Source organism: Streptomyces sp. NPDC001443, assembly GCF_053597355.1.
In genome coordinates this window covers 109,318-133,815 of the sequence record NZ_JBSFIA010000027.1, presented here as the reverse complement: position 1 = coordinate 133,815, position 24,498 = coordinate 109,318, and the positions used below count along the sequence as shown (strand labels likewise).

Below are 24,498 nucleotides of genomic sequence, written 5' to 3'. Positions count from 1 at the left end.
TGGTAGCTCCGCTACAAGGACCTTCCGGCGCCTTGCGATCGCACGCACCGGACACCGCCCGCTGATCGGACCCCACTTTTGTTCGGAGCTCTAAGGCGCTGGGGGAGGACGGCACCGCCCCCTGCTCACCGGAGCGATGAACAGGGGCATCGGACCGTCCGGGCCGGACCGGAGGTCCGAGAGCGTGAGGCGCTGTTCATCAGCGGCCTCCGGCCGCGGGCCGCCCCCGCATCCCCGGACCACGCACCGGATGCGTGCCGCCCGGCAGTGGAGCGAGAGCGGGTGAGCAGAACACCCGACACCGTCCGGGGTGTTCGGCCGAGCGAGCACTGTCCTGGCAACAGGACGCACTCCCGTTCAGTCCTCGAGGGACGGTCCGGATGCCGGGCCAGGAGTGCCGCGGGCGTTGAACGGCCTTGAGGGGAAGCCATGTTGACTTGCCGTCGGCCGATGGCCCGATGACCACTGCACCGAACCCCGGATGTGCGGGCCGGGGCCCGGCTGAGAGCATGGTCGGCATGGCTCAGACACCCGCCGACACCCGCATACCCACCCGCTCGTCCCGCAGGACCGTGCCGACCTGGGTGGTGGTGTCCACGGTGTGCGCGGGACAGTTCCTCGTCGTCCTCGACGTGTCGGTGGTCAACACCGCGCTGCCGTCGATGCGGGCCGGCCTGGGGCTCAGCGCGATCGGGTTGCAGTGGGTGGTCAACGCGTACTCGATCGCTTTCGCCGGGTTCATGCTGCTCGGCGGCCGGGCCGGGGACCTGTTCGGGCGCAAGCGGATGTTCCTCGTCGGGCTCTCCCTGTTCACGGCCGCTTCCCTGGCGGGCGGACTCGCCCAGGAGGGCTGGCAACTGCTCGCCGCCCGGGCCGTCCAGGGCCTCGGCGCGGCCGTGCTCGCCCCGTCCACGCTCACCCTGCTCACCTCGGCCGTGTCCGAAGGGCCCGCGCGGGTGCGGGTCATCGGGACCTGGACGGCGGTCGGTGCGAGCGGCGGTGCGGTCGGTGGCGCGGTCGGCGGAGTGCTCACCGATCTGATTTCCTGGCGCTGGGTGCTGCTCATCAACGTGCCCGTCGGTGCGCTCGTCCTCGCGGCGGGCGTCCGCTGGCTGACCGAGAGCCGTGGCGGCGAGCGGCGGCGGCTCGATCTGCCGGGCGCGCTGCTCGTCACGGCGGGCCTCGCCACGCTCGCGTACGGGATCGTGCAGACCGAGGTCGAAGGGTGGACGGCACCCGCGACGTTCGTGCCACTCGCTGCAGGGCTGCTGCTCATCGTGGCGTTCCTCCTGGTCGAGGCGCGGACCAAGGCTCCGCTGATGCCGCTCGGGCTCTTCCGGGTGCGGTCGGTGGCGGCGGCGAACGCGACGATGATGATCTCCGGCGCGGCCATGTTCGCCATGTGGTTCTTCATGACGGTGTACGCGCAGAACGTGCTCGGCTACTCGCCGGTCCAGGCCGGATTCGCCCTCGTGCCGTCGTCGTTGACGGGGGTCGTCGGCTCGAAGCTGGCGCCGCGCCTGATGCCGCTGATCGGGGCGAAGAACGTCACGGTCGTCGGGCTCCTGGTAGCCGCGGCCGGGGTCGGCTGGCAGTCGACGATGACCCCGGACGGCTCGTATGTCACGTCGATCCTGCTGCCGGGCATGCTGATGATGCTCGGTGCGGGCCTGGCCTCGACGCCTCTCTCGTCCCTGGCGACGTCGGGTGCTGCGCCCGGTGACGTGGGCCTGGTGTCCGGTCTTGTCAACACGTCGCGCACGATGGGCGGCGCGCTCGGCCTGTCGATCCTGTCGACGGTCGCGGCGGCGCGCACGGCCGGGGCGCCGGGTGCGGCGGCCCTCACGGACGGGTACGCGGCCGCGTTCCGCGCGAGTGGGCTGATTCTGCTCGGCGGCGTGGTGCTCGTCCTGCTGTGGATGCCCAGGGGCGACCGGGAACGATGACTCGCCGGATCGGCCGGAGGCTCCAACTTCCCTAATGTATACGGCAGTTGCTCGTGACGGGCCGCGCTCCGGCGGTCCGGAGCGGCAATGTGCGGCGAGGGCGCGCATGCAGTTGCTCCGACTCCGGAGCCGCCCCGGTCCGCCTCCCCCTCGGGGCAACGGCGGGCGAGGTAGTGATCCAGGGCACAAAAGCTGCCCTTCCCTCAAGATCGAAGCAAACGCTAGGCTTCCTTTCCGAAGCGAACCGGACAGTTGGTTTTTGAGACAGGCCGACCTTTTCTGAACCTTCCCTAGGAGAGCTCCATGCTTTCGCCTGTAGTGATCCTGAACGACGAACTTCCCGATACTGTCGCGAGCGGCCGGAAGGCTGCGTGCGACGTTCGCCAGGTTGACGGCCGTGGTGACTTGGCGCTGTCCGGTGCGGATGCCGTGATCGTGCGCAGCGACACCCAGGTGCTCGGCGTGCGCCGTGGCTGCACGTCGTTGGCCGCACCGGGTGGGCCTGGACGACACGGACCCCGTCGCTGTTGTCGGGTGCGGCGCTGTCGTGGCTGACGCTCCCGATCACGGCACCTCGAGCGTCCCCGCATTCGAGGTGGGCCTCGTCCTTGCCCCTGCTCGCCGCATCATGGCTGCGGAACGCTTCCTTCAAGCCGACGAGTGACGCGGACGGATCTCGTAGGTCTCGAACTGGCTGGTCGCACCACGGGGTTCCTCGTGCCCGCCCCGTACGCCGGCACCGTCGGCGAGGATCTCCGCTTCGGCGGGCTTGACGAACTCCTCGCGGCGGGCAGGGTCGTCACCCTGTCCTGTCGTAGACCACCGGTACCGCAAGGCTCATCAGGGCTCAGGGACTGTCGCCGACGTGACCGCCGTGCACCTGGTCAACTCGGCACGTGGCAGTCTCGACCATGAGTCCGCGCTCGTCGAGGCACTTCGCAAAGGCCGCTTGACGAGCACCGTTTCGGACATCGTACACCTTTGAACTTCCGGGTATGTCGGCGCCGCCGAACGTCCTGGGGGCACCTCACCTCGGGGCCGGTACATCCGATGCTCGGCCCCGAGCAGGCCGGGCCGCCATCCGTACGGTCCTGGCTGCACCGGCCCCGGCACCCACCACCGCCTGAGCACCCGCACCCGCCCCGCATGTTGGAGAAACCTTGACCACTCCCTGCTCGGCCGAGACCGTGCGCTCCCTGTTACCCAGGGCCCGCGATGACCTCGCGGAACTGGTCGCGCTGCGCACCGTCGTCGGTATCTCGCCACCGGACCAGTTCGATCGCGCGGCCGACCGGATCGCCGCCATGCTCGCGGATGCCGGTTTCCCCGAGACCCGACTGCTCCCCACCGATGAGGGTCCCAAGACGGTGTACGCTCGCCGGCCCGGGCCCCCCGGCGCACCGTGCGTGGTGCTTTACGCGCACTACGACGTCGTCTCCGCACAGGACGAAGCCTCTTGGCGTACACCCCCGTTCGAACTGACCGAACGCGAGGGGCGTTGGTACGGCCGGGGCAGTGCGGACTGCAAGGGCAACGTCGTCATGCACCTCACGGCGTTACGCGCGCTTCAGGAAGCCCTGCCTCACGAGCCCTACCCGGACATCGACCTGGCCGTCCTCGTCGACGGCTGTGAGGAACCCGGCGACGGCAGCCTCGAGAAAGTGCTGCGAGCCCATCCGGACCTGCCGACGCCGGACGTGGTCGTCGTCGCCGACACCGGGAACGTCGAGTCCGGCATTCCCACCCTCACCACCTCCCTGCGAGGCATGGCGGTGGTGGAGATCGAGCTCTCCACGCTGTCCAAGACGCTGCACTCGGGCCAGTTCGGCGGGCCCGTGCCCGACGCCATGACCGCTCTGATCCGTCTCCTGGCCACGTTGCACGACAGCGAGGGGACACCCTGTGTGCCGGGGCCCGGCACCGGTGGGACGGCGCGACCCCGTGCCGCCGCCGAGTACTCCGAGACGGACCTGCGCGCCGATGCCGGCGTCCTGGCCGGTGTCGCGCTCATCGGCACCGGCAGCATCGCCGACCGGCTGTGGAGCCGGCCCGCCATCACCGTGCTCGCCGTGCAGTCGCCGCAACTCGACGACGCCGTTCCCGCGTTGCTGCCCTCGGCGAAAGCGCTGATCAGCGTGCGCACCCCGCCTGGTGCGGACGTGTCCCGGGTCCACGAGGAACTGGCCGATCACTTGCGTCGGCAGGTGCCTTGGGGCGCGCACATGAAAATCCGGCGTGTCACAAGCGGCCCGTCCTTCCTCGCCGACTCCGGGGGACGGGCCCATGCCGAGATGCGCGACGCCCTGCACGAGGCCTTCGGCGTACCGGCCCGCGACGTGGGGGCCGGTGGCTCCATCGCCGTCTGCTCCGTCCTCCGGAGGCTCTATCCGGACACGGAGATCCTCCTGTGCGGCGTCGAGGACCCGCCCTCGCAGATCCACGGCATCGACGAGAGCGTGAGCCCGAACGAGATCGCCTCTCTGGCTCATGCCGAAGTCCTCTTCCTGCGCCGCCTCGCCGCCCTGCGGACGAACCCGCGCAGATCAGGTGAAGACGCTCCCCGTCTGTCGTCGGCCGGCCTGCAGGGGGACCGATGATCTACCAGCACGCCTGCGAAATCGTCACCGACGAGGTCTTCCTCGAACTGGACGGCATCCTGCCGGACCGTCAGCTCTTCCTGAAGCTGGAAGGGATGAACCCGGCCGGGTCGGTAAAGCTCAAGTCCGCGCTGGGCATGGTGGAGGACGCCGAACGCAAGGGTGTGCTCCTGCCCGGCGGCCGGATCGTCGAGTCCTCCTCCGGCAGCCTCGGCATCGCCCTGTCCATGATCGCCGCCTCGCGCGGATATCACTTCACCTGCGTGACCGACCCGAACATCTCCCCGCACAGTCTGGCGCTTCTCCGCGCCTTGGGAACCGAGGTCATCCAGGTCACGCAGAAGGACCACAACGGCGGCTACCTCGGCACCCGCATCGCCCTCATCCATGAGATGACCGGGTCCGACCCGAACCTCGTGTGGCTCAACCAGTACGCCAACCCCGCCAACGCGCAGGCACACGCGCAGCGGACCGCCACCTCGATACTCAAGAACATCGGGCACGTCGACACCCTGCTGGTCGGTGCCGGAACCACCGGCACCCTCATGGGCTGCACGCGTCACTTCCGTATGTTCTCCCCCTGGACGAGGATCGTCGCAGTGGACACCGCCGGATCGGTCACCTTCGGCGGCCCGCCCGGCCCACGCCACATCCCCGGCCTCGGCACCAGCCGCCGTCCCGAACTGTGCCGGCCCGAGCAGGTGGACGAGGTGATCCTCGTCGACGAGCGCGACGCCGTACGCATGTGCCGACGCATGGCCCTTGAACACGGACTGCCGCTCGGCGGCTCCACCGGATCCGTGCTCGCCGCCCTGGAATCGATTGCCGACAGAGTCCCCACGGGCTCGCGCGTGGTGGCGCTCTCCCCGGACATGGGCGACCGCTACGTCAAGACGATCTACGACGACATGTGGGTGGCCGACACCTTCGGCACGGGTGTCCTCGACGACTCCGCCGGACGTCCCGTCGCCGTGTGACCCGATGCCTGCGTCCTCGCCAGGCCACACCCGCACCCCTGCTGAGACCAGCAACCAGACAAGGGAAATTTCTGCATGTTCGACTTCCACGTCGTGGGCGGCGCCGCCCTGCGCACCCTCATCGACGCCTCTCGTCCCGACATCGTCGAGACGGTCCGCTCCGCCTACCTCACCCACGGTGACGGCGAATCGGTCAACCCGAACAGCTACTTCCTGCGCTTCCCGGAGAAGCCGGACGCCCGCATCATCGCGTTGCCCGCCCACCTCGGTGGCGACTACGGCGTCTCAGGGATCAAGTGGATCGCCAGTTACCCGCGTAACATCGAGCGCAACATCCCACGCGCCTCGGCCGCACTGCTGCTCAACGACTACGAGACGGGCTACCCCTTCGCCTGCCTGGAGGCGTCCCAGATCAGCTCCGCCCGCACCGCCGCGTCCGCCGTCCTGGGCGCCCAGGAACTGACGGGTGGTCGTACCGCGGACCGAATATGCCTGGTGGGCGCAGGGATCATCGCGCGTAACATCGCCGAATTCTTCGCCGGACAGTCGTGGACCGTGAACCGCTTCGTCGTGCACGACCGGAACGCTTCCTACGCGGATGCGCTCACCCGGCACATCGGTGAACTCGGATACGGTGCCGAGCGCGCGGACTCTTTCGAACAGGCCACGGCTGACGCCGACATCGTCGTCTTCGCCACGACCGCGCCCGAGCCCTGGGTGACCCGGCCCGATGCCTTCGCCGCCGGACAGACCGTCCTCAACATCTCGCTGCGAGACCTCGGCGCGGACGTCATCGCCGGTGCGCAGAACATCCTCGACGACGTCGACCACTGCCTGACGGCCAACACCTCCCCGCACCTGGCGGAACAGCAGCTCGGGCACCGCGACTTCATCGACGGCACCCTCGCGCACGTGATCCGCGGCGAGGTCGCCCCCGCAGCCGACCGACCGCGCATCTTCTCGCCCTTCGGCCTCGGTGTCCTCGACCTCGCCGTCGGACAGCGCCTCTACCAGCAGGCCGTCGACAAGGGCCTCGCGGTCTCGGTGCCGGACTTCTTCGGCGAGACGGAGCGCTGGAGCTGACGCTCGCACGCGCTCACTTCCCGTCTCACGAAAGGTCACCATGCCGAACACCACCACCCTTGCAGCTCTCAAGTCCTCCGGATCCGCGCAGAGTGCGGAACTGGCCGCCCTCGCGGCCGGCCACGCTCAGCGATTCCCCTGGTACCGCGAACTCCTTCTGCGCCGCGGAGCCCTGGGCTCCGGAGACCTGTCCGATCTTCCTCTCGTGGACACCGGCCTGCTCGGCGCGCACTACTACACCGCCGATTACCCCCAGTTGCCGGGTGCCTCTGCCTACCGCACCTCGGGAACCTCTGGCGGACAGCGCAAGCGCATCCTCTACTCGACCGCTGATGACGACGCGTACATTGCCCAACGCCGCGCACTGTTCGGGGAGTTCACCGCGTCGGTGCCGCGTGGCGCGGTGGCCGTCGCGGACCTCGGCACCGGCCACGCCGCCGCCTCGGCCCGACGTGTCTTCGTGGAACTCGGCTACGAGGCTCACGACATCGACTTCACCCGTCCTGTGGAAGATCACGTCGCGAAGCTCAACGCGTGGCGACCCGACGTCTTCTTCACCATGCCGATGATCCTCGACCGGCTCCTCCAGGCCCGGCCCGCTCTGGACATCCGGCCGCAGAAGATCATGGTCGTGGGCGATGTCGCGCCCCCCGCGTGGCGTGCCCACGTGGCCGAACGATTCGGCCTGCGGTCCGAGGACGTCCTGGACGTGTTCGGCTCGATCGAGATAGGGGCCATCGGCCATTCGTGCGCCGAGACGGGCCTGTACCACTTCCACGACCACATCGTTCCCGAAGTCCTGACTCCCGAAGAGCTGAGCCGGCACACCGAGAACGAACTGGTCCCGTCCCGGCAGGAGGGCAGCGGGGCGCTCCTGCTCACGTCCTTCACCCGTGACTACTTCCCCGCGGTGCGTTACGTGACCGGCGACGCCGTCACCGGTCTGCGCCGCATCCACCACAAGGGCCGCGAGGTGTTCGCGTTCGAACGCATCGACGGACGGCTCGCCGGCGACTTCAAGCACGGTGAGCGGATCAGCAACCACGACTTGGCGCAGATCATGGCGGAGGTCTTCCCCGGCCACCCGTTCGAGGCGGGTGACGATGACGGCCTGGTCATCAGGGTCGTCGCCGAAACGGTGGACGACCACCAGGTCACCGCGGTCCGCGCGGCCGTGGACCGGCGGGCTCCCGATGTCGCGCAGATGATCGCGTCCGGACTGGTCGGACCGGTGCGCGTGCAGGCCGTCACGCCGGACGGACTCCGGTCGGGCCAGGCCAAGCGACGCCTCGACCTGAAGGAGGGCTGACCGGTGTGCGGAATAGCTGGAACAGTGTCCCTGGGACATGCTTCTGCCCACACCTCGTACGCCCTCGCCGCCTGTGCGGCCATGGCGCACCGGGGTCCGGACGAGACGGGGTCCTTCACCACTTCGGACGCGTCCCTGGCGATGTGCAGGCTGAAGGTCATCGGCCTGCACGACGGCTCCCAGCCCGTCTTCAGCGACGACGGCACGGTCGTATGCGTCCTCAACGGTGAGATCTACAACCACCAGGAACTGCGCGCCTTCCTCGCCTCGCGAGGACGCCCGGTCCACGGCGGCAGCGACGCGCAAGTGCTGCCGCACCTCTACCAGGAACTGGGCGAGCACTTCGTCGAGCGGCTGCACGGCATGTTCGCCGTCGCCGTGTACGACACCCGTGAGGACCGGCTCGTCCTGGCCACCGACCGGGTCGGCAAGAAGCCGCTGTTCTACGCGAAGCCGGACGGTGATTCGGTGGCGTTCGCGTCGGAGCTGCCCGCGCTGATGCTGCACCCCGGCATCGGCCGGGACATAGACCCCCTCGCCGTGGACCAGTACCTCGGTTACCGGGTGGTCCCCGCGCCGCACACGATCTACCGGCACGTCCGCAAACTGGAGCCGGCGACGATCCTGGTCCTGGAACGGGGTCGGCCCGAACGGCGCCGCAGGTACTGGCAGTTCGACTTCACCGCCGAGCTCACCGACCTGCCGCAGGCCGATATCGACGACCGCATCGACGCGCTGCTCCAGCAGGCCGTGCAGGACCGGTTGGAGTCGGAGGTGCCGCTCGGCGCGATGCTCAGCGGCGGGCTCGACTCCAGCCTCGTGGTGGCCATGGCCACCAGACAGCTCGGCAGGCCCCTGCACACGTTCTCCGTCGGGTTCGAGCACGCTGCCTTCGACGAGTCGGTGCACGCTCGTGCCGTGGCCGAGCACTGCGGCACCCGGCACCACACGTACCGGATCGGTCCGCAGGACGCGATGGAGGCCGTCGACACCATCCTCAGCCACATGGGGGAGCCGTACGCCTTTCCCTCCGCGATCGCGGCCTCCTGCATGTACAAGCTGGCCAGGCAGTACGTGACCGTGGTGCTGACCGGTGACGGATCCGACGAGATCTTCTGCGGCTACGGCCGGTACCAGCGCCTGCGCGACCTCTCGGCGGGAGGGAGCCTCGCCGATCGCTACGAGGGCGTCCTGCTGGACGGCGTTCCCCAGGCGCTCAAGAGCCGACTGTACGCGGCCGACTTCGCCGCACGGCTGCCGCGCCAACCGCACAATTACCTGCGGGCCCGCTTCGACCGCACCGACCCCTCGGTCCCCGACCTGGACCGCGCCATGCAGGTCGACAGCGGATTCTGGCTGTCCGACGCCCAGTTGGTGAAGATCGACCGGATGTCGATGGCGCACTCCGTCGAACCCCGCAGCCCTCTGCTCGACCACCGGCTGATCGACTTCGTGACCCGTATTCCCGCGGACCGCAAGCTCGTCGGCCGCCAGGAGAAGGCCCCGCTCAAGCGGGTGGCCGCCCGTTACCTGCCCCGACAGATCCTGGACCGCCGCAAGCAGGAACTGGCCGTGCCCCTGGAGAGCTGGCTGGGCACGGAGCTGCGGTCCACGATCAGTGACACTCTGACATCCGAAGCCGCCCTGGAACGTGGCTACTTCGACCCGGATGCCCTGCGCTCCACTGTCCACGAGTTCCGCCCCGAGCACAGCTACGCGCTGTGGACGCTCTACATGCTTGAGCGCTGGCACCAACTGCAAGAGGACAGCACGGCCCGTGACAAGGCCGTTGTCGCCCACGCCTGACGCCCGGGTCCTCCACCGGCCACCGGCCTGTCCGAATCCGTAAACGAGCAAAGGAACCGCCATGTCATCCTCTGCATCACTTCTGGGTACCGTGCCCATGCCGGCCGAGGCGGCCCGGCTCAAGCGCACCTTCGACGCCGACCGACTGCTGCGCGAACTCACCTCGGTGCGTGAGCACACCTGGGACCAGCAGCGCGTCTACACCGAGGACGGCGTCGGTGCCTCGACCGACGTCGACTGGCGCTGCCTCGCCCTGCGCAGTCCCGGCGGCGACGGCGACCGCACCGACCCGGGCGGTCCCGGTCCGCAGGACTTCGCGGACACCGTCTGGCTCGACCGCATCCCGTACGTCCGCGACGTCCTGGAGTCCATCCCGGCTCCGCTGCACGCGGTCCGGTTCATGGCGCTCGGCCCGGACACGGTCGGAATCGACCACACCGACCCCAAGTACGGGCCGCGCTGGGGCGTCGGCCGGCTGCACGTGCCGGTCGTGACCAACCCCGAAGCCGTGCTCGTCCTCGACGGTGTCGAGCACCGTTGGCAGCCGGGAGAATTCTGGTTCGGCGACTTCAGCCGCACCCACCGCGTACAGAACACCGGCAGCGACGCCCGGGTGCACCTGGTCATCGACGTCCTGGTCACCCCGGGACTGGTGGCCCTCTTCCCCGAGACCTGGCAGGAGTACTTCCGCGACGGCGAGATCCTCTTCAACCGTCAGGAGTGCCCCCAGACCGCCGAAGAACGCCGACGGCTCGGAACCACCCGCTTCTCCCTGCCCGCCACGTTCCACCTGTGGGAGGACGACACCGCGCTCTCGGCCGACCTGCCCCAGGAGACGGCGACCCTTGCAGAGGACGGCGAACGCATGGTCCTGCGCCTGGCGGGTGACCGGGTCTTCGCGCTGGTGCACCTCGGCGACCACGAGTACCGCTTCGCCGGCTGGAGCGAGGAGCGCACCCTCCAGGTCTTTCCCGACGGGCCGGACCCCCGGGTCGTCCTGCGCACCCGTGAGGGCAGCCAGGTCCACGAGCTGATCCTGTCCGCCGAACGCCTCTCCGCCTGATCCACCACCGTGCGGGACGCGACGCGCTCGCGTCCCGCACCCGAACTGAGGAAAGTCATGACAGCCGTTGTCGTCATCACCGACCTGGTCGTGCTGGCCAAGCACCTACGTCTTCTGGACCTGACCGAACAGCGCGGCGTGACACCGCTGTTCGTGTTCGGGCCCGAGACACCCGCCGAGGAACTCGCCCGGCACCGCAGTGACCCGGCACACCCGCTCTCCCGCATCCCGGACGAGGGCCTTCGCCACGTCACGGACACGTCGCTCGACACGGTGCTGCGCGCGGTCACGCCATGGCTGCACGAGCACTCGGTGCGTGCGGTGCTGAACGTCGGTGAGGTGTTCGTGGAGGCCGCCGGGGCTCTTGCCCAGACCCTCGGCCTGCCCGGTCCCGGGACGCATGCGGCGCAGGTCTGCCGCAACAAGGTGCTCCAGCGGCTGGCAGCGCCCGCCCTGGCCCCGCGGTGGACCCTGTTGGACACGACGCGCAGTGCTGCCGCGGATGGCTGGGAGGTGTTCCCCGCCGTACTCAAACCGGCCTCGCGGATGTCGAGTTCGGGTGTCCGGGCGATCACGGAGCCGGCCGCCGTCGGCCCGCTCCTGCCCGACTACGGTGCGGATGAGCTGCTGTTGCTCGAGGAGCGGATCGAAGGCCGTGAGTTCTCCGTCGAGACGCTGGTACGTGACGGGCGTGTGCTGTGGGCGGGCATCACGGCGAAGGACACCAATGAATCCGGCACCTCGTTCTTCACCGAGACCGGCCACACCTCGCCCGCGCCACACCTCACCCCGGACCAGGAGCGGCTGCTGCTCGGGGCCAACACGGAGTTCCTGCGGTCCGTCCGGTTCGGCACCGGCATGAGCCACGCCGAGTTCCGGCTGACCGCCGATGACCGGGTGGTCCTGATGGAGGCCGCCGCCCGCCCGCCCGGTGACGCGATCACGCGGCTGTGGCGGCTGGCCACCGGTATGGATCTCGACGCGGCCCTGCTGGACCTCGTGCTCGGTGTCGAACCGGTCATCGCGTCACCGCGGCGTCGGGCCCGGCAGGCCTATCTCGACCACCCCCGTGGCCTCCTCGCGGACGTGACCGCAGACGGCGTACCCGTGCACTGGGTCAGTGAGCAGGGCCAGTGGCCGGACCTGCTGCCGATCCCGAAGGAGGCACCGCCACGGGGGCACGCGGTCCTGGTGAGCCGCCACCACGGCGACGTGCTGGGCGACCAGTCCGACTCCAAGGGCCGGTCGGTCTCCGTCGTCCTGGACGCTCCGCTCGACGACGACATCGACGCTGCCGTGCTCGGGGCGATCCGGTCCATCACGATCCACACCGTGCCTGTCGAGGCGCCGGAAGAGGCCGTCCGTTGACCGGTCGCACCGGCACTGCCGACACCGCCCGTGCGGTGTGCAACGTCGCCGACGCACAGGCGGTGGCCCGACTTGTCGAAGCCCGCCCTGCCCCGGAGACCGTAGCGCCCACAGGCGATGTCGTCCCCGGCACGACCGTGCGGACGATTCCCGTCTCCGGGCCGCCCATGCCGTGGCAGCAGCCGAGGCCGCTGCCGATGATGCTTCCGGTACCGCCGGCAGCACGCTTGTCACCGTGACGCACCTCGACGGGAAGCAGCACGGGCCACGAGCCTTCGGGCTCGGGCAGTGCTGGTTCACGGCTCCTCTGCCGGAGGTCACCCTGCGGGGCCGGCTCCGTGACGGCTGGACGACCGACGACCTGGCGTACGCCGGTGGCGGGAGTCCGATCACGGAGACGATCGGCCGCGGCGGCACGGCCGCCGCGGCCGTGCCCTCGCAGGATCGCTCCGCCGGCACACCTGCCGACATGATTCGACCCACCGAGCGCATGTACGGCGTCACACTGCGGGAACGTCCCGAGTGGCGGATTCCTGCGTCTGCTCACCGCGGTGCGCCATCCGGCACTTCAGCCAGCCCCGCATGATCTGGGAGAACCCCGTGACACCCTCGCCACCCTCCCGCCCGGACACGGCGACGGAGTCGGCCGTCGTCCCGGATGGCGCCGTCCGCCCGGCCGGGTCCCCCACGTCGTCCGGCTCCCTGCGCAACTGGCTCGCGGTCATCACCGTCGGCATGGGCGTCTTCGCCTTCACCACCACCGAGATGGTCCCGATCGGACTGCTCCCCGCCATGAGCCGCGACCTGGGCGCCTCCGAGGGCACTGTCGGGCTGTCGGTAACCCTGTACGGCGCGATCGCGGGCCTGTTCGCACCCTTGCTCACGGTGGCGACGCGCAGGCTCGATCGCCGCAGACTGCTCCTTCTGGTGCTCTGCGTCTTCGTCGGGGGGAACGTCTTCACCGCGCTGTCGTCGTCGTACGCGGTCCTGATGGTCTCGCGGCTGCTGACGGGATTCGCCCACGGCGTGATGTGGTCGATTGCAGCGAGCATCGCCATCCGCCTCGTCCCCTCGGACCAAGCGGTCCGTGCCACGGCGGTCGTCTTCAGCGGTATCTCCGTCGCATCCGTCGTCGGCGTGCCGTTCGGCACCCTCATCGGTCAGTCCAACTGGCGTACCGCGTTCTGGGCGATCGCCGGGATCGGTGTCCTGATCCTCGCCGCCGTGATCTTCCTCGTGCCGTCCCTCGAACCTCGTGCCGTGGTCCGCCTGGCCGAACTGCCCGAGCTGCTGCGGAACGGCAATCTCCGTATCGCCACCCTCGTCACAGCGACGATGGTGATCGGCCACTTCGCCGCGTACACGTACGTCGCGCCTTTCCTGGAGCGGGGCGCGGGCGTCCCGTCCGGCTGGGTCAGCGCTCTGCTCCTGCTGTACGGGGTGGCCGGCGTGGTCGGCAACTTCGCGGGCGGCGCGGCGGCGGCCCGCGCACTGCGTACCACCACCCTTGCCTGCATCCTGTTGCTCGCCACCGCCGTCGTACTCCTCGTGGCCAACGGCCGGTGGCATCCTGGGACGATCGCCCTGCTGCTGGTCTGGGGCATCGCCTACGCCGCGCTGCCGGTCTGCCTGCAGACCCTCGTCTTCGCCAGCGTTCCCCAGGCTCCCGAGGCGGCGACGTCGCTGTACATCTGCGCCTTCAACGTCTCCATCGCGCTGGGCGCACTGGCTGGAGGGTGGGTCGTGGACGCCTCCGGTCCGTCCGCGGTGATGTTCCTCGGCGCCGGATTCGGCGTGGTCGCCGCCCTGCTGATGACCCGGTACCGCGTCGCGCGCCCCGAGTAGCCCATCTTGTCCTTCCCCGCTCCAACTGTTCATCCGACGCTCCAAACGAAAGAGTTGTCATGCCGACACTGTCCCAAAAAGAACACGTGGTAATTGTGGATGCCTACTCGGGCGGCCGATACCTGATCCCGGCCTTCCAGGCTCTTGGATATCCGGTCATCCACATCGAGTCCGGATCGATCGGCCCCTTTTCTCATGACAACGAAGTGGCGGCGACCCGCGCCGAGATCCACCTGGTCAACGATGGGGACGTCAGCGCATTGGCTGAGACTCTGCGTGCGGCGTCAGCGCGGATCGTGCTGGCGGGGAGCGAGGGTGGAGTGCTCCTTGCCGATCAACTGGCAGACATCTTGGACCTGCCATTTCGCAATCATGTAGAACTGTCCATGGCGCGACGCGACAAGTTCGACATGCAAGAGCGTCTGCGGCAGGTGGGCGTGGCGAGCATCAAGCAGGCTCGCGTCACCGATGCCGAGGAGCTTGACACCTGGCTGACCTCACATGACGCATATCCCGTTGTGGTCAAGCCGCTGCTCAGCGCGGCGACAGAATGTGTGTTTGTGTGTCACTCGCGTGCTGAAGCCCATAAGGCTCTCGATGTGATCATCGGGAGCACCGACCTGTTCGGGAACCGGAACGATGCGGCGGTATGTCAGGAATTCCTGGTCGGTGTCGAGTATGTGATCAACGGCATCGCCTGCCAAGGGCGTTACTCCTTCACGGATTCATGGCAGTCCGACAAGGTCGACAACCACGGATTCCATGTCTACGACAAGCAGTACCTCTTCTGTGAAGAAGACCCGGGCTTTGCGGAGATAACCGAGTACGTTGGTGACGCGTGCCGCGCACTCGGGCTTGTGAACGGCCCCTTCCACGCCGAAGCGATGCTTACGGACAGGGGTCCCGTGTTGATCGAGGTCGGAGCGCGTATCGCGGGCGGCGCCGATCCGTACGTTGTCGAGAGCTGCCTGGGGCGCTCGCAGGTCGGATGGCTGGTACAGGCTTCACTGAACCCCGCCGCGTTCACTGAGGCCCGGGAAGTCCTGCCGCCTGTCCCGCGGTCCCAGAGGGCTGCTTACGCGTACCTGATCGCCAAGACGGAGGGGCGAGTTCGAGAAGCCGATCTCTCCAAATTCCTCAGTGTCGGCGGCGTGATGCATGTCAGTTATCGGTATGCACCGGGTGATCGCCAAATGATAACGAAGGATGCGATTACTGCCGCAGGTGTGGTCCTCCTGACCGCCGAGACCCAGGAAGAGCTCAACGATCGGGTGCGTCGGGTTCGAGAGATCGAGGCTTCGATGTACGAGGCGATCATCGACAGGGAATCGGCTTGATGAAGCACGCTGCCGCAGCGTCGGCTCATCGCGGCACCTTGTTTTTTGACCTCGACGGTTCTTCGGCGGGGTCCCGACGTTGAGCGGTCCGGCGGTTCGCCCGAATTTCCCCTCGGTGTGCGAGGGCGGGCCGCCGCGTGTCGCTGCGGGGTGAGGGGCGATGCGTTCTCAGCCTGCGAGTCGGAGCACGGCGATCGCGTGCCGGGGGCGTGACCTGTAGTGATCGGTCGGCGGTGACGACGCTCACCGCCGGCGAACCGGCGGCACGAACGCTGACCTCGCCGACCCGGGCGGGGGCGGTGCCGTCGCCCGTCCGGCCGTCCTGCCGGCAGCCGAAACCCGATTCCCGAAGCCGGGGAGCAGCCGGTCCGGCCGCCGCGAGCGAGCTGCTGGGCCTTCAGGCCGCGGACGGCGAGGCTCCGCGAGCCAGATGATCATTTGTCGGACACGGTCTGGTGGAGGCGGGGAGCCGTCTGGGAGTCAAACCTCAGAGCCGGCCCCAAACGGCTCCCAAGAAGCCCCGGAAAACCACTCAGGGGCCCGACCCGCTTTCGCGGATCAGGCCCCTGACCTGGTGTTTCGGCTGTCGGGGTGGCGGGATTCGAACCCACGACCTCTTTGTCCCGAAGCAAGTTGCACGGGGGAGCTGCCCAGGGGCGGTGTGCTTCCCGCCTGCGCCGACGGTCCGCAGACGTCCGCGCTCGTCCGCCGGTGTTCGTCGGCGTTGTCACGCAGTTGGACACGCACCGCTCGACGGTCGATCACGTACAAGGCCGTTGTCAGTGCCGGCCTTTAGGGTCTCAGGCGCGCGGTCGGCTTCCGGGGGTTCCAGCTCTGAAAGGAATGGTTGCATCCCCGGCCTGTCCGGGGGCGGCCCGGAAAATCGTCCGGGACCCAACCGACGGCCGGGCTTCGCCGATGGCCAAGCAGTGACCTGCCAGCGCCGACCGCGCACCACCTCTGTCCCGTGCCGATGGCGGGAAGCTGCGATCGATCCCTTGCCTTCACCGACCGTCTGACCTGTCCTGACTGGTACGCCTGGCAGGCCGAGGGTGACCGCTCGCGGCATCGTCGATACAACCTTGATCAATTCGGTCTCGCTGCATCCGCCGTCGGGCCGGCGGCGCTCAGCGCCGGCCCGGCGTCCGCAGCCCCCTACTGGCAGGAAGTCTCCACCAACTCCACAACGACCTGAGGGTTTCGAGTGGGGCGGGTGACGAGAATCGAACTCGCGCTCTCGGCTTGGGAAGCTCAGGGCGTCTAGGGTTTGTTCCAGGCTTGACCTGCGATGGCGGGACGCAGACGCGCAGTAGCCGGTCTACTGATCACCGGCTTGGCTGACCAGCGACACCGAAGAAGCCCACAGCTCTGACCAGGTCGGATGCTGTGGGCTTCTGTCGTTGTCGGTCGGCGTCGGGTGGCCTCGGAGCCCGTTCTGGCACGGAAGTGGCACGCCCCGCGGCCTCCTCGATGTGAACTATGGACGCGACGGTCATTGAGGTTATGCATGCTGGTCACGTGGCCACCAACGGTTGGCGTCGATCGCCTGCGGTCGGTGTGGTTGCTGTACAACACGGATCAACAGGCTGACATGTCCGTGGACAAGCAGGCGAGGTTTTGTGATGTGGGTGGATCTTCTTCTCCGTGCCACGAGTTGGGATGCGCCGGACGTCGCACAGCCCTGGGTGGGGATCGAAGCGGAACTGGGGACCGAACTTCCCAGGGACTACAAGCAGTTGTGTCAGGCTTTCGGTGTCGGGGAGTTCTCGCAGGCGGTGTCGGTGCTTTGCTCTGACGAGACCCGCGTGGCAGATCTGCTGAGGACGTGGCGCCTACTGCTGTCGAATGACGACAGTTCGGACGGCCCGTTCGCGCCCTACCGGATCCATGTGCCCGGGAAGACGGGGGGCTTGATCCCATGGGGCATGTCGCGTGCGGCCGATTCGTTCTACTGGCAGGTCACGGACGGCCCGATCGACGCATGGCCGGTCCTCGCCAAGATGGAGGACTCCGAGAACTGGCACCGTTACGAGATGACCGCCACGGAGTTCCTGTACCGAATCCTCACCGATCCCGGATTCCGGCCATACACCGTGGCCCTGTCCGCGCCGGGGCTGTCCTTCGAGGCTGCCTGAACAGTCGGGAGCGGAAAGGATGGATCTGCTGTGATTGCAGCCCCCTCGCTGCGCACTGTGCGGAGCCGACCGCCCCAGCCGCGACGTGTTCTGACCTCATGTCCCGTGTGCCTGTCCCTTTGGGCGGGAGCGGGCGGCCGACGGTGCCGAGCGGGGGTGTCTTCGACATGTGGATCTCCTGGTGATCGGAGACCCAGGTGTCAACGATGATCGGCAGTTTTGGATTCACGTCGATCCGCAAGGTCACCGTGGTGCCGGACAGGGCCTGGCGCGGTGGAAGACGGCGCCCTGCCGGACGCTCGCGTGAGCCTCGTCGACGAGCAGGACGGCACCACGTTGGCGACCTGGCCGGACGAGTCGGAGCCGCCTCGAGACGATCACAGATGACACGGTCCCTGCGACTCTCCCGGCTACGCTCGCGCGGGAGCGCCCCGCAGCGCGTGGCTGCGGGGCGTTCCTGGCGCCTAGCGGGGTTTAGTCGACCGCCTTCCCGTCGCCCGTGCCGCCCCTGCAGGTCCCGGTGTGGGGGTTGGCCGGGTTGGGGGTCCAGTCGACCTTTCCGCCGCCGTCGATGCACTCACCCGGGGTGAGGGCGGCGCCGCCGCCCTGACTCGGGGTGAGGGGGGCGGCGGTGGCGGCGCCTGTGAGGCCGAGTCCGGCGAGGGCTGCCGTGGCGATGCCAGCGGCGAGGATGCGTCGAATGCGCATTCGGTTCCCCTTTCACGGATTGCCTTGTTCGGGGCACTAATCAGCTTGATGTTCGCCCATGTGGGTGGCACCTCACGTTAGGCCGTTCGAGTGACATAGCTGTCGGGCGCGGGGTCGGTGACGCGACTTGTCGGACGGGCCCTAGGGGGCGGGCTGCGCGTGGCCACCTCGCGATCCCGTTCTCAAGACGGACATGCGAACGGCCCCCGCCTCGCCCCGCGAGAGGGCCGTCCGGACCTCGACCCGCCGCAGCTTCTGCACATCGCTGTCCGGCGGTCGGTCCGGTGGAGCGGGGACACCAGGACCCGGAGGTCCCGGCGCACGCTCGCCCTGCCGGCGCGGTGCGTGGAAGTGCTCCGGCAGCGGTTCGAGGATCAGGGGTGGGACCGGCTCGCCGCCGACGAGAAGTGGGAGGAGCACGGGCTCGACTTCTCCTCGGCCGTCGGCAAGCCGCTCGATGCCGCCAATGTCCGTCGTGCCTTCCGCCAGGCGCTCAAGGACGTCGACGGGGTGGACGCTGCCGAGTGGACGCCGCGGGAGCTCCGGCACGGCTTCGTCTCGCTGCTGTCCGACCGGGGCGTCCCCTCGAGGAGATCTCCCGACTCGTCGGGCACTCCGGGACGGCTGTCACCGAGGAGGTCTACCGGAAGCAGATCCGGCCCGTGATCCAGACTGGCGCCGTAGCCATGGACGGCATCTTCGGTCCGCAGGATCGGCGGCCGCAGACACTCGGGAAGCGGTAGTCGCGCAGTTGGACACGCACGCGGAAACAGGTGAGGCGCCTACTGAATTCAGTAGGCGCCTCACCTGGTGTTTCGGCTGTCGGGGTGGCGGGATTTGAACCCACGACCTCTTCGTCCCGAACGAAGCGCGCTGCCAAGCTGCGCTACACCCCGATGTCGCTGCTTGTCCTGCTTGTCGCGGCGACGTCGTTTACTCTAGCCCACCGGTGGCCTCAGACGAAATCCGGTTTTGCCGAGGTGGCGCATCGGGTCGGGGCGGACGTGGTCGAGGACCACGAGGACGATGCCCAGGGCGTAGATGGAGAGGCCCAGGAGGAGCGCGTTGGCGAGGGCGTGCTTGTAGCCGTGGCGGTCCACGTCGAGGAACGGGTAGAGGTAGCGGCCCGGCGTGCCGGGGAGGATCAGTTCGCCGCGGCCGAGACAGAACAGCAGGTAGGCCAGGGGGTACAGGAGCCAGGCGGCGGCCTGGCGCAGGTGCAGGCGGCCGGGGGCGGTCAGGAGCAGCCAGTCCAGAAGTGCCGCTGCCGGGGTGATCGTGACCAGGATGTGGTTCGCCACCGTCTGCCGGAACGGGTGGACGCCCGGCGCGTTCGTCAGGGAGAACGTGGGCGTCGTACCGGTCAGGAGCAGATGGTGGACCAGGGCCGTGATGACGATGCAGAGGAGCGTGGCGCCCGTCACAAGCGCGGGGAGGGGGCGCCGGGCCGACCGGGCCCGGCGGGCGGACAGGGCCATGACCACGGCCAGCAGGATGTTGCTCTGGATCGCGAAGTGGCTCAGGACCCGGACCGGACTGCCGACGAGCAGGCAGATCGTCACGCCCGCGGCCGCCGTGCCGGCGACCAGCAGGCGGAAGACGGCGGTCGGTGGACGGCGTACGGGGTTCATCACCGCCGTGGCGGGGACGTAGCCGGACGGCAGCAGCGTGGGCGCGACCATGCCCGGGATGGCGGGGAGGTCGGGGATGTCCCTGGGTATCGGCGCGGTCATGCCCTCAAACTAGGCAGAACCGACAGGTCGGGCGATACGGGTGGTGCGTGTGGGTGACGGCCGCTGTCCGGCCGTGCGCAGGGGACCGGACGGCGACGACCCGGACGGCGACGACCCGGACGTCGGCTGTTCGACGCCGGCCCGACAGCCGTCCTGCGGCGGTCCGTGGCCCCCGTGTGCACGCCCGGACACCGTGTACCCGTGGCCCCCGGGCGCCCCGGCCCACCTCCGTGGTTACTCCTTGCCCACCAGCGTCAGCAGCGTCGCCTCCGGCGGGCACGCGAACCGTACCGGCGTGTAGCGGCTGGTGCCGCAGCCCGCCGAGACGTGCAGGAAGGACCTGCGGCCGTCCGCCGTGTGCGCGGACAGGCCCTTCACCCGGTCGGTGTCCAGGTCGCAGTTGGTGACCAGCGCGCCGTAGAAGGGGATGCACAGCTGGCCGCCGTGGGTGTGGCCGGCCAGGATCAGCGGGTAGCCGTCCGTCGTGTACGCGTCGAGCACCCGCAGGTACGGGGCGTGCACCACGCCCATCGAGAAGTCGGCGGAGGCCGACGGACCGCCGGCCACCCGGGCGTAGCGGTCCCGCTTGATGTGCGGGTCGTCCACGCCGGTCAGCTCGATCGAGACGCCCTCGACCTTCAGCGTGCCGCGCGTGTTGGTCAGGTTGAGCCAGCCCGCGCCGTCGAAGCCGTCGCGCAGGTCCTCCCACGGGTTGTGGACCACGCCCACGGCGGGCGCGTTGCCGTTGAGGCCGTGCCGGCCGCTGGTCTTCTCCAGCAGGTAGCGGGCGGGGTTGCGCAGCGTGGGCCCGTAGTAGTCGTTGGAGCCGAAGACGTACGCGCCCGGGAAGTCCATCAGCGGGCCCAGCGCGTCCAGGACCTCCGGTACGGCCTCCGGGTCGGAGAGGTTGTCGCCCGTGTTGATCACGAAGTCCGGGCGCAGCCCCGCCAGCGAACGCAGCCAGCGCTGCTTCTTGCGCTGCCCGCCGACCATGTGGATGTCGGAGACCTGGAGTATGCGCAGGGGACGCATTCCGGGGGGCAGGACGGGCACCGTCACCCGGCGGAGACGGAAGGAGCGGGCCTCGAAACCCGCAGAGTAGAGGAGGCCGCCGGCCACGACCGCCGTGATGCCCAGGGGTACTCCGTATCGCGCGCGCATACGACCATCGTGTCAGACCCCGTCGGCACGCCGTACTCCGCCGTCCGCCACGGCCGTTCCGCCCCTCGGTGGTGCGACCGCTGTCCCGCGGCCGCTCCGCCCTGCCGTGCGCGGCGCCGCCCGGCCCGTCCTCGCGGGCCCTCGTGGCCGCCCGCGACCGGCCCTTTAAATCAGCGGGCGTTCCGGGCTCCACACCTGCGACAATCGGACGCATGACCACGCTCAAGTCGAAGTTGCAGGAAGACCTCAACGCCGCGATCCGGGAGCGCGACGAGCTCCGCTCCTCGACGCTCCGGCTGACGCTCACCGCGATCACCAAGGAGGAGGTCGCGGGCAAGGAGAAGCGCGAGCTCTCCGACGACGAGGTGCTGAAGGTGATCACCAAGGAGGCGAAGAAGCGCCGCGAGGCCGCGGAGGCCTTCGAGCAGGGTGGTCGCCTGGAGTCGGCCGAGCGGGAGAAGGCGGAGGGCGAGCTTCTCGGCGCCTACCTGCCCAAGCAGCTCTCCGACGACGAGCTGAACGAGATCGTCTCCCAGGCCGTGCAGGAGGCCAGGGCGGCCGGTGCCGAGGGGCCGCGGGCCATGGGCGCCGTCATGAAGATCGTGAACCCGAAGGTGGCCGGGCTGGCCGAGGGCGGCCGGGTGGCCGCCGTGGTCAAGCAGCTCCTGGCGGGCTGAGCCACCGTCCCTGAACGGCACCGGCCCCTTCCTCCGCGTCGCAACGGCGCGGGGGAAGGGGCCGGTCCTCGTTCCAGGACGTGGATCAGGTCCCGGCGGGGCGGCTCAGTGCCGTCCCCCGTTCCCGTTGTTGCCCTGGATGAACCCGCCCGGGAGCGAATACGTGGGGTTCGGGTTGCCGCCGTTGTTGCCGCCGTTCGTCAGGCCGGAGATGAACCCGCCGTTGGTGGGCTTGCTGCCGTTGTTGCCGTGGTCGTCGCCCTTGTCCTCGTCCTTGTCCTTCGGGGCGTCCGGGATGTCGACGAGGTTGAAGGACTGGACGGGCTTGCCCGACAGGGCGCCGGTCATGGCGTCCTTCCAGATCGGGCCCGGGACCTGACCGCCGTAGACGAGCTCGCGGTAGACGCCGCCGATCGTGATCTTCGTCATCGGGACCTTCTGGGAGGCGCTGCCGACCCAGACGGCACCCGACAGGTTCGGCGTGTAGCCGACGAACCAGGCGTTCTTGCGCTCGTCCGTGGTACCCGTCTTGCCCGCGCTCTCGCGGTCGGTGAGGCCGGCCTGCTGGCCCGTGCCGGAGTCGACCACACCGCGCAGCAGCGTGTTCACCGTGTCGGCCGTCTTCTCGGTCATCGCGCGCGAGCAGGTCGACTTCGGGACCTCCAGCGACTTCCGCTGGTTGCCGATCTTCTGCGAGATCGACTCGATGGCGATCGGCGTGCAGTACATGCCCCGGGAGGCGAAGGCGGCGTACGCGCTGGCCATCGTCAGCGGCGAGAGGCCGACGGCGCCGAGAGCGATGGAAGGGGTCTCGGGAAGCTTGGTGCCGTTGCCCTGCGTGACGTGCAGCGCGTCGGTCATCTTCACCACGGGGCACAGACCGATCTCGGAGATCATCTGCACGAAGTAGGTGTTGACCGACTTCGCCATGGCCTCCTTGAGCTGGTACGGGCCGGACTCCGACTCGCTCTCGTTCTCGACCTTGTCGCCGTGCTCGTTGACCCACGGCTTGCTGCTGCACGTCTGGACCGGGCTCGGGTAGTCCATGTCGTACGGCGACGAGTACTCCTGGGTGGCGGGCTTGCCGCCCTCCAGCGCGGCCGCGGCCACGAACGGCTTGAACGTCGAGCCGGTCGGGAAGCCGAAGTTCGATCCGCCCATCTGGGCGTTGACCGAGAAGTTGTACTCGGTCTCGTTCTTGCCGTAGCCGTACGGTTTCGACTGGCCCATCCCGACGATCTTGCCGGTGCCGGGCTCCACCAGGGTGGCCGCCGCGGCGACCTTGTCCGACTTGTTGATGTGAGACTTGAGCGAGGCCTGCACGGACGCCTGGGCCTGCGGCTGGAGCGTGGTGCGGATGGTCAGGCCGCCCTGGTTCCAGAGCTTCGCCCGCGCCTCCTGGGTCTTGCCGAAGACCGGGTCGTTCAGGAAGACCTTCTCGACGTACTTGCAGAAGAAATTGGCGCCCCGGGCGGCGGTGATGCAGCCGTTCTTCGGCTGACTGACCTTCAGCTTCAGTGGCGTCTCCTTGGCCTGGTCGGCCTCGGCCTGGGAGATGTCACCGACATCGGCCATGCGCTGGAGCACGACGTTGCGGCGCTTGGTGGCCTCCGCCTCGTCGTTCACCGGGTCGTAGCGGCTCGGGGACTGCACGATGCCGGCGAGCATCGCCGACTCCGGCAGGGTGAGGTCCTTGGCGTGCTTGGAGAAGTAGCGCTGGGCCGCCGCCTCGACGCCGTAGGCCTGCTCACCGAAGAACGTGATGTTCAGGTAGTTCTCGAGGATCTTCTTCTTGCCGAGCTCCTCCTCGACCTGGATCGCGAACTTCAGCTCCTGGATCTTGCGCCCGAGGGTCTGCTGGGTGGCCTGGGCGACCTTCGTCGGGTCGTCGCCCGCCTCCTCGACGAAGACGTTCTTCACGTACTGCTGGGTGAGCGTGGAGGCGCCCTGGGCGACACCGCTGCTCTGCACGTTCTTGTTCAGGGCGCGCAGGACGCCTTTCAGGTCGATGGCGCCGTGCTGGTAGAAGCGCGAGTCCTCGATCGCGACGATCGCCTTCTGCAGGTACGGCGAGATGTTCTTGAGCTCGACCACCGTGCGGTCGCGCGAGTACACCGTGGCGATCTGGCCGCCGTCGGCGTCGAGGATGGTGGTGCGCTGACTGAGCGGCGGCGTCTTCAGGTTCGCCGGGAGTTCGTCGAAGCTCTCCACCGATCCCTTGGCGGCCAGGCCCAGCACGCCGAAGGCGGGCAGGGCGATACCGGCCAGGAGGGCTCCCGCGAGCACGCTGACACCGAGGAACTTGGCGGCCTGCTGTGTTGCCGACAGGCCACCGCCCGAGCGCTTCTTTGGCATGAGGGCAGCCTACGTTCTCATTCGCCGGACACGCGTATATGCCTTGGCCTAAGCTGCTCTCAACTGTCACAGCAGTAGGGCTACGTATCAATACGTCCGGCGACCCCGAATCGTTCCGGAGGTTCCCCGACTTTTTCGGTGGGGACGTGTCCGAATCCGCCTTCCGTGTCGCATGGCGCCCGTTGTGACCAGATAGAACTGTCCCGTTTTCGCCGGGATAGTCGCGCATGTCGCCAGCTCACTCCCCCGGGTGATCTGCCGCTTACCCATAGTCCGTTCGGGCCATTCAAGATTGGGCCCGAAGGGGGTGTTGCGCTGTCTCCGCCTTCCGTAACGTCCTCAACTGGCGGCGGTGAATATGCCGCTGCCGCCGTGGGGGAGCCTCGATTCGGGAGAGG

At 68.7% G+C, this 24,498-nt stretch carries 17 protein-coding genes, 1 tRNA gene and 1 pseudogene; 14 read left to right on the top strand and 5 right to left on the bottom strand.

Going from position 1 to position 24,498, the window contains the following annotated elements; all coding sequences use genetic code 11:
* Positions 1-518 precede the first annotated feature (518 nt).
* The 12 genes from ACWC24_RS26265 (at position 519) to ACWC24_RS26210 (ending at position 17,466) form a co-directional block, all read left to right on the top strand.
* Positions 519-1,946 (top strand): MFS transporter, encoded by a 1,428-nt coding sequence (locus tag ACWC24_RS26265; protein WP_450665321.1) that lies wholly within the window; start codon positions 519-521, stop codon positions 1,944-1,946.
* A gap of 1,160 nt (positions 1,947-3,106) precedes the next feature.
* Complete coding sequence (locus ACWC24_RS26260; protein ID WP_450665320.1) at positions 3,107-4,543, top strand: M20/M25/M40 family metallo-hydrolase; 1,437 nt, start codon at positions 3,107-3,109, stop codon at positions 4,541-4,543.
* Complete coding sequence (sbnA, locus tag ACWC24_RS26255; protein WP_450665319.1) at positions 4,540-5,520, top strand: 2,3-diaminopropionate biosynthesis protein SbnA; 981 nt, start codon at positions 4,540-4,542, stop codon at positions 5,518-5,520. Before ACWC24_RS26260 ends, sbnA begins: the two co-directional genes overlap by 4 nt.
* A gap of 75 nt (positions 5,521-5,595) precedes the next feature.
* Positions 5,596-6,603 carry a 2,3-diaminopropionate biosynthesis protein SbnB gene (gene sbnB, locus ACWC24_RS26250; RefSeq protein WP_450665318.1) on the top strand — a complete coding sequence of 336 codons (1,008 nt, stop codon included), beginning with the start codon at positions 5,596-5,598 and terminating at the stop codon, positions 6,601-6,603.
* A gap of 40 nt (positions 6,604-6,643) precedes the next feature.
* Positions 6,644-7,912: a hypothetical protein gene (locus ACWC24_RS26245; RefSeq protein WP_450665317.1), complete on the top strand. Its 1,269-nt coding sequence runs from the start codon at positions 6,644-6,646 to the stop codon at positions 7,910-7,912.
* Positions 7,913-7,915: 3 nt separating this feature from the next.
* On the top strand, positions 7,916-9,718 hold the full coding sequence (asnB, locus tag ACWC24_RS26240) for an asparagine synthase (glutamine-hydrolyzing) (protein ID WP_450665316.1): 1,803 nt from the start codon (positions 7,916-7,918) through the stop codon (positions 9,716-9,718).
* A 61-nt stretch (positions 9,719-9,779) separates the two neighbouring features.
* Positions 9,780-10,781 carry an aspartyl/asparaginyl beta-hydroxylase domain-containing protein gene (locus ACWC24_RS26235; RefSeq protein WP_450665315.1) on the top strand — a complete coding sequence of 334 codons (1,002 nt, stop codon included), beginning with the start codon at positions 9,780-9,782 and terminating at the stop codon, positions 10,779-10,781.
* Positions 10,782-10,838: 57 nt separating this feature from the next.
* Positions 10,839-12,149, top strand: a complete 1,311-nt coding sequence (locus tag ACWC24_RS26230; protein WP_450665314.1) for an ATP-grasp domain-containing protein — start codon at positions 10,839-10,841, stop codon at positions 12,147-12,149.
* A 37-nt stretch (positions 12,150-12,186) separates the two neighbouring features.
* Positions 12,187-12,735, top strand: coding sequence for an oxamate carbamoyltransferase subunit AllG family protein (locus tag ACWC24_RS26225; RefSeq protein ID WP_450665313.1), 549 nt, complete (start codon positions 12,187-12,189; stop codon positions 12,733-12,735).
* A gap of 14 nt (positions 12,736-12,749) precedes the next feature.
* Positions 12,750-13,994: an MFS transporter gene (locus tag ACWC24_RS26220; RefSeq protein WP_450665312.1), complete on the top strand. Its 1,245-nt coding sequence runs from the start codon at positions 12,750-12,752 to the stop codon at positions 13,992-13,994.
* Positions 13,995-14,053: 59 nt separating this feature from the next.
* Complete coding sequence (locus ACWC24_RS26215; RefSeq protein WP_450665311.1) at positions 14,054-15,331, top strand: ATP-grasp domain-containing protein; 1,278 nt, start codon at positions 14,054-14,056, stop codon at positions 15,329-15,331.
* A 1,628-nt stretch (positions 15,332-16,959) separates the two neighbouring features.
* On the top strand, positions 16,960-17,466 hold the full coding sequence (locus tag ACWC24_RS26210) for an SMI1/KNR4 family protein (protein ID WP_450665310.1): 507 nt from the start codon (positions 16,960-16,962) through the stop codon (positions 17,464-17,466).
* 474 nt (positions 17,467-17,940) lie between these two features.
* Here the strand turns inward: ACWC24_RS26210 and ACWC24_RS26205 are convergent, their stop codons facing one another.
* Complete coding sequence (locus ACWC24_RS26205; RefSeq protein ID WP_450665309.1) at positions 17,941-18,174, bottom strand: hypothetical protein; 234 nt, start codon at positions 18,172-18,174, stop codon at positions 17,941-17,943.
* 222 nt (positions 18,175-18,396) lie between these two features.
* Between ACWC24_RS26205 and ACWC24_RS26200 the strand changes: the two are divergent.
* Positions 18,397-18,917: pseudogene (locus tag ACWC24_RS26200) on the top strand (tyrosine-type recombinase/integrase); the annotation flags it as partial.
* 79 nt (positions 18,918-18,996) lie between these two features.
* Here the strand turns inward: ACWC24_RS26200 and ACWC24_RS26195 are convergent.
* The 3 genes from ACWC24_RS26195 to ACWC24_RS26185 form a co-directional block, all read right to left on the bottom strand.
* Positions 18,997-19,070, bottom strand: a tRNA-Pro gene (locus ACWC24_RS26195).
* A gap of 42 nt (positions 19,071-19,112) precedes the next feature.
* Positions 19,113-19,907: a Pr6Pr family membrane protein gene (locus ACWC24_RS26190; protein ID WP_450665308.1), complete on the bottom strand. Its 795-nt coding sequence runs from the start codon at positions 19,905-19,907 to the stop codon at positions 19,113-19,115.
* Positions 19,908-20,141: 234 nt separating this feature from the next.
* Entirely contained in the window at positions 20,142-21,068 is a 927-nt protein-coding gene (locus ACWC24_RS26185; protein WP_450665307.1) for a metallophosphoesterase, read from the bottom strand.
* Between the two features lie 212 nt (positions 21,069-21,280).
* Between ACWC24_RS26185 and ACWC24_RS26180 the strand changes: the two genes are divergently transcribed.
* Positions 21,281-21,745 carry a GatB/YqeY domain-containing protein gene (locus tag ACWC24_RS26180; RefSeq protein ID WP_351602751.1) on the top strand — a complete coding sequence of 155 codons (465 nt, stop codon included), beginning with the start codon at positions 21,281-21,283 and terminating at the stop codon, positions 21,743-21,745.
* 105 nt (positions 21,746-21,850) lie between these two features.
* On the opposite strand, the gene ACWC24_RS26175 is transcribed toward ACWC24_RS26180, so the two are convergent.
* Positions 21,851-24,100, bottom strand: a complete 2,250-nt coding sequence (locus ACWC24_RS26175) for a transglycosylase domain-containing protein (RefSeq protein WP_450665306.1) — start codon at positions 24,098-24,100, stop codon at positions 21,851-21,853.
* Positions 24,101-24,498: the final 398 nt, after the last annotated feature.